We start from the raw sequence: 13,368 nt of genomic DNA, 5'->3' as shown, positions 1-13,368 counted from the left end.
GGTCCTACGCGGACTCGCGCAGGACCAGGCGGTGGGTCGCGACGCGGTGACGACCGACCGCGGCGTCGCCGTCACGCAGCGCCACGGACAGTTCGAGGGTGTGGCGGGCGACCTCATCGAAGTCGACCGCCAGCGTCGTGAGCGTCGGCGCGACGAGGGTTCCGATCGCCAGCCCGTCGACTCCGGCGACGCGGATGTCGTTCGGCACGTCGAGGCCGGCGTGACGGCACGCGGATAGGACGCCGAACGCCATGAGGTCGTTGAACGCCACGATCGCGTCGGGTGGGGTGGCCCTGCGGATGATCTGTGCGGCGACGGCCGACGCATGCTCCGGGGTGGAGGCTTCGGCATGGACCAGTTCGGGGGTCAGGTCGCGTCGCTCGAGGGCCGCCATCATCGAGCGCCCCCGCGCGCTGGTCGCGTGCGGTGGCGAGGCATCCAGCACGACCGGTCGATGCGTGCCGACGGCGACGAGGTGGGCTGCGAGCTCCTCGATCGCCAGCGACGGATCCAGATGCACGCCGGCGTGCGCTGTGTCGTCATTCGCATCGAGGAGGATGAGCGGAGTCGCGCCGAACCGGCTCTCCCATTCGAGCGCCCACTCGCCGAGATAGCCGACCACGACATCCACCTGCGCGTGGAGCGAGTGCAGGAGCCGATCCGCGGCGCCCGCCAGTCGGATGTCGACGAGGGAGACGCTCCACCCGTCGATCGCCGCGCGGCGGACGATGGCCGCCGCCAGTTCGGGGGAATACGGGTTGCGCAGGTCGTCCACGACGAGGCCGAGCTGCGGGTCGCCGCCGGTGACGAGCCCGCGGCCGAAGCGGGAAGGTCGGTAGGAGAGGGCGCCGGCGGCATCGAGGACCCTGCGTCGGGTCTCGACGCTGATCCCCGGCATGTCGTTGATCGCACGCGTCACGGTCTGGCGCGAGACTCCGGCGGCGGCGGCGACGTCGAGGATGGTCGCGCGACGTCGACCGGCGGGTGGCCCCGATGCGTCGGGGCCACCCGTGCCGCTCAGCTTCGCAGGTTCAGCCATGCCACCTCTTCGGGCGTCAGATCGACGGTGAGCCCCCGCATCGACGAGCGGGTCTCCTCGATCGTACGGGGTCCGAAGAGTGGGAACGTGGGGAACGGTTGGGCCAGGACGTACGCGAGAGCGATCGCCGTTGTCGGCACGCCGCGGTCCTTGCCGAGATGCTCCGCGCGACGCAGACGCTCGAAGTTGTCGTCGCTGTAGTAGCAGCGCACGAGCTCCGCATCGCTGAGGTCGTCAGGGCGGGCGCGACCGGTGAAGAACCCGCGCGCCTGCGATGACCAGGGCAGCAAGGGGATCTGCCGCTCCTCGAGCCAGCGACGCGACGCCTCGTCCGTCACGTGCACGCAGCCCTCCCACGGTACGTCGTAGGCCTCGGCCAGTCCGAAGTGGTCGCTCACGACGCCGAAGCCCTGCCGCCCGTTCGCCGCGGCGTAGGCGTTGGCCTCGTCGATGCGCTCGGGGGTCCAGTTCGATCCGCCGAAGACCCGGATGCGACCGGCCCGCGCGTGCTCGTCGAGCACGTCCACGAACTCGCCGACGGGGACGTCCGGGTTGTCGCGGTGGAGCATGTAGATGTCGGCGTAGTCGGTGCCCTGCCGCTCGAGGCTCTCCAGGAGCTGGCGCGAGACGGATTCCGGATCGCAGTGCGGGGTGTGCCCACCCTTGGTGATGACCACGACGTCTTCGCGGATGCCGCGGTTCGCGATCCACCGCCCGAGGCGCTTCTCGAGTTCGCCGTCGCCGTAGATGTACGCCGTGTCGAAGACGTTCCCGCCCTGCTCGGCATACACGTCGAACACCGCCGAGGCGTGCGCGAGGTCCGGCTGGTTGTCCACACCCATCACGAGGCGCGAGACGCGCTTGCCGACCCCGGCGATCTCGCCGTAGCGCATCGGGGAGCCCTCGCCCGACGACGATGCGATCCGCACGGGCGCGATGTCAGCGTCCTCGGCCTCGAAGGCGTAGCGCAGACCGACGGCGGCACGCCAGCGGTCGAGCGTCCGCGCCGTGGCGAGTGTCTCCGCGGACGTCATCTCCGGAGCGTCCGCGCGCCCATCGCGCAGCGCGGCGATGGTCGCGTCGGCCTCCAGCCCGTAGGCGTCGGTGGCCTCGATCGCGATGGTCTGCACGCCTTCGGTCGTGGTGACTTCGATTGTCGTGTCGCCGGCAGGGATCCACGGATCGGCGATCCGGATGCTGCCCTTCTCTCCGAGGATCGTCACGGTGTTCGCGGCCGGCGCCATGACGCCGGTCGTCAGCGTGGCGGTGATACCGCTGCGGTAGGTCGCTCTGGCGACCGTCCACTCGTCCACGCCGGTGGGGCCGAGCACACCGCTCGCCGTCAGCTCGACGGGCTCGGAGGCGTGTGCGCCCTCGGCGGCGTCGACGATCGCCGCCGTCATCGTCACGGGGTAGCCGCCGACGTCGAGGATGCCTCCGCCGGCCAGGGCGGGGTCGAAGAGTCGTCCGCGGCGCTCGCCGACGCGGAAGGCGAACGAGGCGTCGACGTGCACGACGCGGCCGATGGCTCCGTCGCGGACGAGGCCGAGCACCGTGCGGGTCTGCGGGTGGAACCGGTACATGTACGCCTCGACGAGCGGCACACCCGCCTGGCGAGCCGCATCGACCAGCGCCATGGCAGTGCCGTGGTTCACGGCGAGCGGCTTCTCGCACAGCACGGCCTTGCCGGCGGCGATCGCCGCGAGCACGAGGTCGGCGTGGGCGGTGTGCACGCTCGAGACGTAGACCGCGTCGACACGAGGGTCGGCGAGGGCATCGGCGTAGGCGCCGGCCGTGACGTCGGTCGCTCCCTGCTCCTTGGCGTCGTCGGCGAAGGCGCGGGCGCGGTCGGCTGCTGAACTGCCGACCGCGACGAGCTCACCGGCGCTCGAAGCGAGCCCCGTGAGGAATCTGCGCGCGATGTTCCCCGGGCCGAGAACGGCCCAGCCGCCGGTGCGAGTGTGTGTCTCTTCGACTGCGAGCTGAGGGGTCACCATCGTCCTTTCGAGCAGATTTCGTGAACGTTCACGAGCTTGTCACCATAGTCCTGTGATCATCTGCGGTCAAGGGCTTCGTGAACGCTCACGGTCCGGGTTCGGTCTCCGCAGCCGACGACCTGCTTGACTGGGCGCATGACACGGCTGCCGCAGACGATCGACGTGAACGGTGTCGCCCTCCAGCGACTCGACGCCCCGGAGGACATCGCGTGCTGGAGCGGTGCGTTCGACGGCGGCGAGATCACGCTGCTCATCGAGCCGGCCGGGGAGCCCTCGGCCCAGGCGCTGGATGCCGCTGAGGGCGCCATCACGGAGTTCGACGATCTCCGTGCCGCGGCCGCAACGTTCCTGCTCACCGAACTCGCCAGCGACTCCTGGGGCCTCGCCGCCGACCAGCGGGCGCTGCTCGCGCAGCGACCGGCGCCGTTCGACGCACCAGAGGTCGTCGTGTGGCAGGACGGGACGTGGATGATCCGCTTCGCCGAGAGCCCTCTCGAGATCGCCGAGGACTACGGAATCGGGGTGCTGTTCGCCGGTCGCGTGCCGGTGTCGATCGAGGACCTGTCCGACACCGACGAGGTGTGATCCTCCACCGGCGAAACCTCTCGTCAATTGCGAAACCCCGTCGTATTCACGTGAACACGACGGGGTTTCGCAAGCAGGACGGGGCCTCGCCAGGACGGGGCCTCGCCAGGGCGGGGCGGGTCAGGCCTCGGCATCCTCCGGGACGAAGTCGACGCCGGCCTCGGCGCGCTGCTGGTCGGTGATGGGCGCCGGAGCAGAGGTCAGCGGGTCGAAGCCGTTGCCGGTCTTCGGGAACGCGATGACCTCGCGGATCGATTCGGTCTTGGTCAGGTGCTGCAGCACGCGGTCCATGCCGAGCGCGATCCCGCCGTGCGGGGGAGCGCCGAACTTGAACGCGTCCAGCAGGAAGCCGAACTGCTCGTCGGCGACCTCGTCGCTGATGCCCATGACCTCGAACACCCGCTTCTGGACGTCCTCGCGGTGGATGCGGATCGAGCCGCCGCCCAGCTCGGAGCCGTTGCAGACGATGTCGTACGCGTAGGCGAGGGCGGAGCCGGGGTCGGTGTCGAAGGTGTCCGCGAACTCGGGCTTCGGGCCGGTGAACGCGTGGTGGACGGCCGTCCAGGCTCCGGCTCCGACGGCGACGTCACCGGATGCCACGGCATCGGCTGCCGGCTCGAACATCGGAGCGTCGACGACCCAGGTGAAGGCGAACGTGTCGGGGTCGAGCAGACCGAGACGGCGGCCGATCTCGACGCGCGCGGCACCGAGCAGAGCGCGGCCGTCCTTCGCCGATCCGGCGGCGAAGAACGCGCAGTCTCCGGGGGCAGCTCCCACGAGCTCGGCGAGCCCGGCCTGCTCCGCCTCGGACAGGTTCTTGGCCACGGGGCCGCCCAGCGTGCCGTCCTCGTTGAACAGGACGTACGCGAGGCCGCGCGCGCCGCGCTGCTTCGCCCATTCCTGCCAGGCATCCAGCACCTTGCGCGGCTGCGACGCGCCACCGGGCATGACCACGGCACCGACGTAGTCCGACTGGAACACGCGGAACGGGGTGTCCGCGAAGTACTCCGTCGCCTCGACGAGCTCCAGGCCGAAGCGCAGGTCGGGCTTGTCCGAACCGTACTTCGCCATGGCGTCGGCGTACGTGATGCGCGGAAGCGGGGTCTGCACCTCGACGCCGATGGTCGCCCACATCGCGGGGATGAGCTCCTCCATCAAGGCGATGACGTCTTCCTGGTCGACGAACGCCATCTCGATGTCCAGCTGCGTGAACTCGGGCTGACGGTCGGCGCGGAAGTCCTCATCGCGGTAGCAGCGGGCCATCTGGTAGTACTTCTCGACGCCGCCGACCATGAGCAGCTGCTTGAACAGCTGCGGGGACTGCGGCAGCGCGTACCAGCTGCCGGGGTGCAGGCGGGCGGGCACGACGAAGTCGCGGGCACCCTCCGGGGTCGACTTCGTGAGCGTCGGGGTCTCGACCTCGAGGAAGTCGCGCGCGTGCAGCACGTCGCGGATCGCCTTGTTCACGTCGGAGCGCAGGCGAAGAGCGGATGCCGACGACGGGCGACGCAGGTCCAGGTAGCGATGCTTGAACCGCACGTCCTCGCCGATCGGGTCGCCGCCCTCGAGGCCGGTGGACACCTGGAACGGGAGGGGAGCGGACTCGTTGAGCACGACGACTTCGGACGCGATGACCTCGATCTCGCCTGTGGGCAGGTTCGGGTTCTCGTTGCCGGCCGGTCGCGCCGACACGGTGCCGGTGACCTTCAGGACGAACTCGCTGCGCAGCGGGTGCGCGATCGCCTCGTCGCGGATGACCACCTGGGCGATGCCTGACGCATCGCGGAGATCGATGAACGCGACTCCTCCGTGATCACGACGACGATCGACCCAACCCGTGAGGGTGACGGTCTGACCGATGTGCTCGGCTCGCAGGGAGCCGGTCGTGTGAGTGCGAAGCACGGAAGATTCCTCCAGTTCGGAAAAGGGAACCTGGCCATTCTACGGGCGCGCGCGGGAAGCGCCGGCGGACGGGTTGCGGACGCTTGGCATCTGGCAGATACTTTCCAGATGGAAAGTGATTCGGAGACTGGTGCGTTGGACCGCATCGCCGATCTGCGGGCACGAGCAGTGCGGATGCCGCGGGCGCACGCCGTGCTGCAGCTGGCGTACGCCGTGTTCTTCGCCGGCTATATCGGCGTGTTCGCGTTCGCAGGCTCCGCGGAGGGCGGCGCGCAGGCCTTCGGCGGGATGACGGCGACTCTCATCCTGCCGCCGGTGATCATCTCGTCCGCTCTCGTGAGCGGTGCGAACGAGCGGTTCGGTAGACGCGTTCTTCTGGCCCGGGCAGACTGGATCGCGGTTATTCTCTTCGCCCTGAGCTTCGTCGGCACCGTCGCCTGGGGCATCGTCTCCGAGAGCTCCGCTGGCACGGTCGGCGGCTACCCGTGGTGGGTCGCTCTCGTGCTCGCGCTCATGGCACTGGTGGCGTTCGGTGTCCGCCCGCTCATCGTCATTCTGCGCACCGCTGCGGAATCGGATGGGCGCACGAAGGGCCGAGCGATCGCTCTGTCCCTTCCTGTCCGCCTGACTACGGCATTCCTCGGAGTCTTCTTCGGGCTGGTCTGCGCGGTCGTGTTCGTACCGGCGATCGGCTGGCTCGTGATCTTGCTCGGCATGATTATCGTCGTGATCGCCCTGGCTGTCAGACATGAGCCGTGGGGCTTCGCCAACGTCGGCTACGAGTGGAGGTTCCCCCAGTGGATCGCCTTCGGCATAGCGTCGACGATCATGTTCCTGCTCTCCGTGCTCATCGTCGCGACCGATGCCATCACCCCCGGCATCGCCGCCGGCGCCGGCGCCCTCGTCGCGGCATCCCTTATCCTCTCCGCCTTCCTCCCCGGACCCCGCCGTGGCGCATCCGCGGCATGATCTCGACGAGGCGCTGCTCACACCGGTGCGCCTCTCGGTCATGGCTGCGCTCGGCGGCGATGTCGAGCTCGATTTCGCGAGCCTGCGGGACCTGATCGAGTCCGACGACTCGGCGCTGAGCAAGGGCATCTCGCACCTGGAGAGGCTCGGCTACGTGAAGGTCACCAAGGGCTATGTCGGCGCCCGCCCTCGGACCTGGGTGCGCTCGACGCTCAAGGGCCGGCGCGCGCTCGACCGTCACGTCGCAGCCCTGCGGGCGATCACCGGCCAGGCGTGACGGACACGGCTCTCGCTAGACTCGCGGCCATGGACTCGAATCTGATCACCGAGCAGCTCTTCTCGACCGGTTCGGTGCTGACGGGCATCATCCTCTACGTGCTGTACGCGGTGACGATGTGGAAGGTGTTCGCCAAGGCCGGCTACCCCGGCATCCTCGCGCTGATCCCGATCGTCAACTGGGTCTTCCTGGTGAAGATCGCCGGCATGTCCGGGTGGCTCGCGCTGCTGTACCTGATCCCGGTCGTGAACTTCGTCTTCGCGATCGTGGTGGCGATCAAGGAGGGTGCGAACTTCGGCAAGGGCGGGGTCTTCTCGTTCTTCCTGCTCTGGCTTTTCCCCTTCATCGGACACCTCATCATCGGGTTCGGATCCGCCGAGTACCGGAAGGTCTGACCGGGTGCCGGCCGAACGCCTGCACCTCGTCCGTCACGGCGAGGTGCACAATCCCGACCGCGTGCTCTACGGGCGACTGCCGAACTTCCGCCTGAGCGAGGCGGGACGCGCCATGGCCCGCGCCGCGGCGGAGTACGTCGTCGGCCTCGACCACCCCGTGGCCGCCCTGCGCTGCTCGCCGCTGCAGCGCGCCCGCGAGTCGGCCGAGCCGTTCGCCGAGATGACCGGCATCCCGGCCGAACAGGACGAGCGGATCATCGAACCCACCAACGTCTTCGAAGGAACCCGGATGCGCCGGGCGCTGCGCGACCCCCGCAACTGGTGGCACCTGCGTCGCCCCTCGACGCCCAGCTGGGGCGAGGCGTATCTCTCCATTGCCGAGCGGATGCGTCAGGCGATGGACGACGCCTGGCACGCCACGGATGCCGGGGACATCGTCTTCGTCTCGCACCAGGCGCCGATCTGGATCACCCACCTGTCGGTCGCGGGGCTCCCGCTCCGACACGATCCGCGCACGCGTCGCTGCGCCCTCTCGAGTGTGACCTCGTTCGAGCGCGTCGGAGACGTCTGGCGTGAGGTTGGCTACGCGGAACCGGCCGCCGGCGGCGTCGACCTCGGCGCCGTCTGAGAACCGGCGGACGCCGAGGTCCACGCACCTGCCCTCACTGCGCCGGCATGAGCTCTCTGACGACGCCGACGGCTGCCAGCTGACCGGCCGCGGCCGCCATGACGACGGACGCCATGATCCCCGGCAGCGCGGCCCGGTGGGCGAGGTCTCCGGCGGCGCTGATGCCGGGGAGCGAAGTGCAGCCGAACTCGTCGACCTCGATCGCACCGGACGGCAGCATCCGAAGGCCGAGCTGTTCGGCGAACGGCGCGCGCTGGTGGACGGAGCCTGCGGCGACGAAGAGTCCGCCGACGGTGATCTCGCCGTCGGCGGTGCGGACGGCGATCCCCGCATCCGTCTGCCCGACGCCGTCGACCTTCGCGGAGTGCACTGACGCTCCGGCGCCCGCCAGCCGGGAAGCGACGTCCTGGTCGGCCGCGCCATCGAGCGGGAAGACGACGATCTCACTCGCGATGCGTCCCAGCAGGCCGATGAGGTGCTCTGTGCGCTCCGCGGCGCCGAGGATGCCGATGCGGGCACCGCTGAACTCGTGCCCGTCGCAGAAGGGGCAGTTGTATGCGCCACGGCCCCAGAGCTCGTCGAGACCGGGGACCGGGGGCAGGTCATCCGCGACACCGGTCGCCAGCACGACCCGGCGTGCGCGCTCCGACGCGCCGCCGGCGAGCTCGACCGTGAAGTCGTCGCGCTCGCCGGTGATGCGCGTCGCCGCGGCATTCCTCAGCTCGACGTCGCCGTAGGCCGCCAACTGCTCCCTGGCGGTCGCGCGGAACTCGGCGGGCGGCGTCCCGTCGTTCGCGACGACGTTGTGCATATGCGACACCGGTCCGTTGCGGTACTCGCCCGAGTCCAGCACGAGCGTGGAGCGATGCATCCGACCCAGGGTCAGAGCCGCCTGCAGGCCCGCGGGACCTGCGCCGATCACGATGACGTCGTACATGAGAGATCCTCCTGAGGTTGCGTTCGGGATCAGTCTGTGACTTCATGTCAACATGAAGTCAAGTCCTTCCCGTCCCTGGTCCGTCGGCGAGGTCGCGGAGCGCTTCGATCTGCCCACGAACGTCCTTCGTCACTGGGAGAGCGTCGGGCTCCTCCGACCGGATCGCGACGACGCCGACCGGCGCCGCTACGGCGAGGACGACATCGTGCGCATCGCGGTGATCCAGCGCAGCAAGGCGGCGGGCATGACCCTCGAGCAGATCGGGGTGCTGCTGGACGACGGACGCTCCGGCCGGCACGAGGTCCTGCACGCCCATCTGGACGACCTGGATCGACGCATGGAGGAGATGCGCCGGTCGCGGGAGATGACCGAGCACGCGCTGCGCTGCAGCGCCCACGACATCACCACCTGTCCGCGGTTCCGCGCGGGAGTCGAGGACGTCCTGGCGCGGTTCTGACACTGGCAGAAGGCTCAGAGTACCCATAGAATCCGCCACGTAGACTGGGGCCGTGCCCGATCACACGGTTCTCTCCGACCGCGCCGGCCAGACCTCCCGTTCCCGTTCGCGGGGAATGCTCGGAGCCGCGCTCGCCGCGGTGCTCGCCGTCGGTCTCACGGCCTGCGCCCCCGACCCCGTCGCCGAGCAGTACCTGAACGGCGAGGACAAGGGCTACATCGCCGCCGACGGGTTCACCGTCGTCGAGATCGCTCCGGACGACCGCGGCGAACCGGTCGAGTACGGCGGAGTGACCGAGGACGGCGCGACGTTCGACAGCGCGGACATCGCCGGCGACGTGGCCGTCGTCAACTTCTGGTACGCGGGGTGCGCGCCCTGCCGCGTGGAAGCGCCTGAGCTCGAATCCGTCTGGCAGGAGTACCAGGAGGAGGGCGTCTCGTTCGTCGGCGTCAACACGTTCGACGAGGCCGACACGGCCAAGGCGTTCGCCGAGACGTACGGCGTCACGTACCCCAGCCTGATGGATGCGAAGACCGGCCAGGCGAAGCTGGCGTTCGCCGGTGCGACGCCGATCCAGGCGACTCCGACGACGCTCGTGCTCGACAAGCAGGGCCGTGTCGCCGCCCGCATCATCGGTCAGCTCGAGAGCGCATCGATCCTGGAGACCCTGGTCAAGGACGCGCTCGCGGAGAGCGCGTGAACATCCAGGCGCTGATCGGCGACGGCAGCCTGCTGCTCGCCATCCCGGTGGCGATGCTCGCCGGGCTCGTCTCCTTCCTCTCGCCGTGCGTGCTGCCGCTCGTGCCCGGCTACCTCGGGTTCCTCGGCGCCGCGGTTCCCGCGCGGGGTTCCTCACCATCCGCGACGGGTACGACCGCGACGGCCACGGCCACTCGCGGACGGCTCGTGCTGGGCGTGCTGCTGTTCATCCTCGGCTTCACTGTCGTCTTCGTCGCGTTCACCGTGCTCGGCGGCGCCGCGGGCATCTTCTTCCTCCAGTGGGGCGACCTGATCACCCGCATCCTCGGCGTGGTGATCATCCTGATGGGACTGGTTTTCCTCGGTCTGTTCGGGTTCGCGCAGCGCGAGTGGCGCCTCCACGTCGACTCCAAGGCCGGCGTGATCGGCGCCCCTTTGCTGGGTATCGCGTTGGGCATCGGCTGGGCACCCTGCATGGGCCCGACGCTCGCCGCCATCGTTGCGCTGTCGATCAACGTCGGCGACCCGGTGCGCGCCGGGTTCCTCGGCATCGCGTACTCGATCGGCCTCGGCATCCCGTTCCTGCTCGCGGCACTCGGATTCGGATGGGCGACCCGCACGATCGGCTTCCTCCGCCGACACATCCGCACCCTCAACATCATCGGCGGCGCGATGCTCATCGGCCTCGGCATCCTCATGGTGACGGGCGTCTGGACGACCATCATGGCGCGGCTGCAGGCGGTGATGGGCAGTGTCTACCTCCCGCTCTAGTTCGACCAAGAAGGATGCCGTGAGCTCCGAGTCCGCAGATCCGTTGCGCCCCTCCGACCACATCGACGGCGACGACTCCGCCGTCAACCAGCCCAAGCTCGGCCTGGTCGGCTGGCTGCGGTGGGGCTGGCGTCAGCTGACCTCGATGCGCACGGCGCTCGTGCTCCTGTTGATCCTCGCGATCGCCGCGATCCCCGGGTCCGTGTTCCCGCAGCGCATGGCCGACCCCAACGGTGTGACGCAGTGGGAGGCAGACAACCCCGATCTGTTCCCCGTGCTCGACGCGATGAGCATGTTCGACGTGTACCTGTCGCCGTGGTTCTCGGCGATCTACCTGCTGCTGTTCACCTCCCTCGTCGGCTGCGTCATTCCGCGCATCAAGCACCACGCGAAGGCGTTGGGCACCCGGCCGCCGCGCACGCCCGCGCGGCTGAAGCGCCTGGCCGACCATACCGAGGTGGACCGTGACGTCGCCGAGGGGGCCGATGCGGAAGCCGAGGCATCCCGTGCAGCCGACGTCGCCCAGAAGCAGCTCAAGGCGCTCGGATACCGCGTCGAGCGGTACGACTCCGGAAAGACCTTCTCCGTCTCCGCCGAGCGCGGCTACTGGCGCGAGACCGGCAACCTGCTGTTCCACCTGGCGCTGGTCGGCGTTCTCATCACGGTCGGCGTCGGCGGCGGGTTCGCCTACACCGGGCAGAAGGTCGTCGTCGAGGGGGAGACGTTCGTCAACTCGCTCGTCGACTACAACTCGATGAACCGTGGTCGCTTCGTCGGCGACGAGGCCCTGACGCCGTACGCGATGACTCTGGATTCCTTCGACGTCACCTACCAGGAGTTCGGCTCCAACGCCTCGGGGCAGGCGGGCGACTTCTCCGCCAACGTGTCCGTGCGCGACGCCGACGGCTCCGAATGGGACGGCTCCGTGCGGGTGAACCATCCGCTGGAGGTCTCCGGCGACAAGATCTACCTGCTCGGCAACGGGTACGCGCCGACGATCACGGTCCGCGACCAGGACGGCACCGTCGTGTTCCGCGACTCAGTCGAGTTCCTGCCGCAGGACACCAACATGACCTCGCTCGGCGTGGTGAAGGTGACGGATGGGATGCCGGAGCAGCTGGGCATGCTCGGATTCTTCTACCCGACGCAGGGGGAACTCGATTCCGGCGCCCTGACCTCGATCTACGGCGACACCTACGCGCCGCTGCTGACGCTGCGGGTCTATCAGGGCGACCTCGGCATCGATGACGGGACGCCGCGATCGGTGTACACGCTCGACACGACGGACCTCACCGAGATCGCCGGCGGCGACTCGGGCGTCGCATCGCTCGAGCTCATGCCGGGAGAGACCGCCGATCTGCCGAACGGGCTCGGCACAGTGACTTTCGAGGACGAGTCACCGGAGGGAACGGCCGAAGGCGACTTCACGCAGTCGGTCAAGCGGTTCGCGTCGCTGCAGATCCACCACGACGCCTCCGCCGTGTGGGTGCTCGTGTTCGCGCTGCTCGCGCTCGGCGGACTCGGACTCGCGCTGTTCGTGCCCCGGCGACGCATGTGGGTCAAGGCGACCGCCGCAGACGGCGCGGTCCACTTGGAGTACGCAGGACTCGCCCGCGGTGAGGACCCGACGATCGCGAAGGCCGTCGCAGATCTCGCCGCCGGGCACGAACGACTGCTCGACGATTCCCGTAACGACACCCGAAAGTAGACTGACACCATGGAAGCGCTGGCGCTCGACGACTACTCGCTGCTGTGCATCTGGACAGCCATCGCGATCTACGCTGCGGCGTTCGTCGCGTACGCCTTCGACCTCGCCGCCCGGTCGTCGGCCGGTGCGGCCGCGGTGCAGGAGCGGGAGCTCGTGCACGCGGGAGGCGGCGGATCCGCAGGCGCTGCGGCCGCAGCATCCGGCTCCGGGGCGCCCAAGAAGCCGCGCAACGTCATGGCGCGCATCGGGACGGCACTGACCGTCCTCGCGTTCCTGTTCCACGTCGCGGCCCTGGTCATGCGCGGCATCGCGGCGTCGCGCGTGCCGTGGGCGAACCTGTACGAGTTCGCGATGATCGGCACGGCACTGATCGTCCTGGTGTATCTCATCGTGCTCACGCGGATCGATCTCCGTTATCTCGGCACGTTCATCATCGGACTCGTCGTCGTGCTGCTGGGCCTGGCGGCAACGAATTTCTACGTCGAGGTCGTGCCGCTGATGGACCCGCTCAAGAGCGTGTGGCTCGTCATCCACGTGTTCGTCGCCTCGCTCGCCACCGCCTTCCTGGCGCTGGCCTGCTCGCTCTCGGTGCTGCAGCTGCTGCAGGCTCGGCGCGAGCGCAGGATCGTGGAGCAGGCGGAGAAGACCGGTCCGCGCTTCCTCTCGACCCTGCCCACGGCGGAGCGCCTGGAGGCGCTGGCCTACCGGTTCGCGATCATCGGCTTCATCCTCTGGACGTTCACCCTCATCGCCGGTGCCATCTGGGCCCAGGATGCCTGGGGCCGCTACTGGGGCTTCGACGTCAAGGAGACCTGGACGTTCATCATCTGGGTGCTCTACGCCGGCTACATCCACGCCCGCGCGACCCGCGGATGGCGCGGAAGCCCGTCGGCCTGGCTGTCGATCGTCGGCTTCGCCGCGGTGATCTTCAACTTCACGATCGTGAACGTCTTCTTCAAGGGCCTGCACGCGTACTCCGGCCTGAGCTGAGGAACGCTCCCGCT

14 protein-coding genes are annotated in these 13,368 nt (G+C 69.1%); 10 read left to right on the top strand and 4 right to left on the bottom strand.

Features of this window, described 5'->3' with window-relative positions:
* Nucleotides 1-4: 4 nt before the first annotated feature.
* Both OED01_RS12650 and OED01_RS12645 read right to left on the bottom strand, forming a co-directional pair.
* Complete coding sequence (locus OED01_RS12650; RefSeq protein ID WP_264155637.1) at nucleotides 5-1,039, bottom strand: LacI family DNA-binding transcriptional regulator; 1,035 nt, start codon at nucleotides 1,037-1,039, stop codon at nucleotides 5-7.
* Complete coding sequence (locus OED01_RS12645; RefSeq protein WP_264155636.1) at nucleotides 1,018-3,033, bottom strand: aldo/keto reductase; 2,016 nt, start codon at nucleotides 3,031-3,033, stop codon at nucleotides 1,018-1,020. The genes OED01_RS12650 and OED01_RS12645 overlap by 22 nt, the downstream gene beginning before the upstream one ends.
* A gap of 138 nt (nucleotides 3,034-3,171) precedes the next feature.
* On the opposite strand from OED01_RS12645, the gene OED01_RS12640 reads away from it, so the two are divergent.
* The gene (locus OED01_RS12640) at nucleotides 3,172-3,621 is read left to right on the top strand and encodes a hypothetical protein (RefSeq protein WP_264155635.1); all 450 of its coding nucleotides are present in this window, start codon (nucleotides 3,172-3,174) and stop codon (nucleotides 3,619-3,621) included.
* Nucleotides 3,622-3,741: 120 nt separating this feature from the next.
* Here the strand turns inward: OED01_RS12640 and aspS are convergent, their stop codons facing one another.
* On the bottom strand, nucleotides 3,742-5,523 hold the full coding sequence (gene aspS, locus OED01_RS12635; protein WP_264155634.1) for an aspartate--tRNA ligase: 1,782 nt from the start codon (nucleotides 5,521-5,523) through the stop codon (nucleotides 3,742-3,744).
* Between the two features lie 135 nt (nucleotides 5,524-5,658).
* On the opposite strand from aspS, the gene OED01_RS12630 reads away from it, so the two are divergent.
* From OED01_RS12630 to OED01_RS12615, 4 genes are read left to right on the top strand one after another with little or no spacing between them, the layout of a single operon-like run.
* Nucleotides 5,659-6,492 carry a hypothetical protein gene (locus OED01_RS12630; RefSeq protein WP_264155633.1) on the top strand — a complete coding sequence of 278 codons (834 nt, stop codon included), beginning with the start codon at nucleotides 5,659-5,661 and terminating at the stop codon, nucleotides 6,490-6,492.
* Nucleotides 6,473-6,769 carry a winged helix-turn-helix domain-containing protein gene (locus OED01_RS12625; protein WP_264155632.1) on the top strand — a complete coding sequence of 99 codons (297 nt, stop codon included), beginning with the start codon at nucleotides 6,473-6,475 and terminating at the stop codon, nucleotides 6,767-6,769. The genes OED01_RS12630 and OED01_RS12625 overlap by 20 nt, the downstream gene beginning before the upstream one ends.
* Before the next feature lie 29 nt (nucleotides 6,770-6,798).
* Entirely contained in the window at nucleotides 6,799-7,164 is a 366-nt protein-coding gene (locus OED01_RS12620; protein ID WP_264155631.1) for a DUF5684 domain-containing protein, read from the top strand.
* Between the two features lie 4 nt (nucleotides 7,165-7,168).
* Nucleotides 7,169-7,792, top strand: a complete 624-nt coding sequence (locus OED01_RS12615; RefSeq protein WP_264155630.1) for a histidine phosphatase family protein — start codon at nucleotides 7,169-7,171, stop codon at nucleotides 7,790-7,792.
* Nucleotides 7,793-7,826: 34 nt separating this feature from the next.
* On the opposite strand, the gene OED01_RS12610 is transcribed toward OED01_RS12615, so the two are convergent.
* Nucleotides 7,827-8,729 (bottom strand): NAD(P)/FAD-dependent oxidoreductase, encoded by a 903-nt coding sequence (locus tag OED01_RS12610; protein ID WP_264155629.1) that lies wholly within the window; start codon nucleotides 8,727-8,729, stop codon nucleotides 7,827-7,829.
* Nucleotides 8,730-8,781: 52 nt separating this feature from the next.
* On the opposite strand from OED01_RS12610, the gene OED01_RS12605 reads away from it, so the two are divergent.
* The 5 genes from OED01_RS12605 to ccsB are packed head-to-tail and all read left to right on the top strand — an operon-like array spanning nucleotide 8,782 to nucleotide 13,354.
* Nucleotides 8,782-9,186 carry a MerR family transcriptional regulator gene (locus OED01_RS12605; RefSeq protein ID WP_264155628.1) on the top strand — a complete coding sequence of 135 codons (405 nt, stop codon included), beginning with the start codon at nucleotides 8,782-8,784 and terminating at the stop codon, nucleotides 9,184-9,186.
* 52 nt (nucleotides 9,187-9,238) lie between these two features.
* Entirely contained in the window at nucleotides 9,239-9,886 is a 648-nt protein-coding gene (locus OED01_RS12600; protein ID WP_264155627.1) for a TlpA family protein disulfide reductase, read from the top strand.
* Nucleotides 9,883-10,656, top strand: coding sequence for a cytochrome c biogenesis CcdA family protein (locus tag OED01_RS12595; protein ID WP_264155626.1), 774 nt, complete (start codon nucleotides 9,883-9,885; stop codon nucleotides 10,654-10,656). The genes OED01_RS12600 and OED01_RS12595 overlap by 4 nt, the downstream gene beginning before the upstream one ends.
* Before the next feature lie 19 nt (nucleotides 10,657-10,675).
* Entirely contained in the window at nucleotides 10,676-12,364 is a 1,689-nt protein-coding gene (gene resB / locus OED01_RS12590; protein WP_264155625.1) for a cytochrome c biogenesis protein ResB, read from the top strand.
* A gap of 9 nt (nucleotides 12,365-12,373) precedes the next feature.
* A complete protein-coding gene (gene ccsB, locus OED01_RS12585; protein WP_264155624.1) occupies nucleotides 12,374-13,354 on the top strand; it encodes a c-type cytochrome biogenesis protein CcsB in 981 nt (326 codons plus the stop codon).
* The last annotated feature ends 14 nt before the right edge of the window (nucleotides 13,355-13,368 follow it).

It is taken from the genome of Microbacterium sp. M28, assembly GCF_025836995.1.
Lineage (GTDB): Bacteria > Actinomycetota > Actinomycetes > Actinomycetales > Microbacteriaceae > Microbacterium.
This window is presented reverse-complemented; position numbering and strand designations above follow the sequence as displayed.

Excerpts from the sequence above, each read along its gene's own strand:
- OED01_RS12650 (WP_264155637.1), bottom strand. The coding sequence starts at position 1,039 with ATGGCTGAACCTGCGAAGCTGAGCGGCACGGGTGGCCCCGACGCATCG.
- OED01_RS12640 (WP_264155635.1), top strand. The coding sequence starts at position 3,172 with ATGACACGGCTGCCGCAGACGATCGACGTGAACGGTGTCGCCCTCCAG.
- OED01_RS12620 (WP_264155631.1), top strand. The coding sequence starts at position 6,799 with ATGGACTCGAATCTGATCACCGAGCAGCTCTTCTCGACCGGTTCGGTG.
- OED01_RS12610 (WP_264155629.1), bottom strand. The coding sequence starts at position 8,729 with ATGTACGACGTCATCGTGATCGGCGCAGGTCCCGCGGGCCTGCAGGCG.
- OED01_RS12605 (WP_264155628.1), top strand. The coding sequence starts at position 8,782 with ATGAAGTCAAGTCCTTCCCGTCCCTGGTCCGTCGGCGAGGTCGCGGAG.
- ccsB (WP_264155624.1), top strand. The coding sequence starts at position 12,374 with ATGGAAGCGCTGGCGCTCGACGACTACTCGCTGCTGTGCATCTGGACA.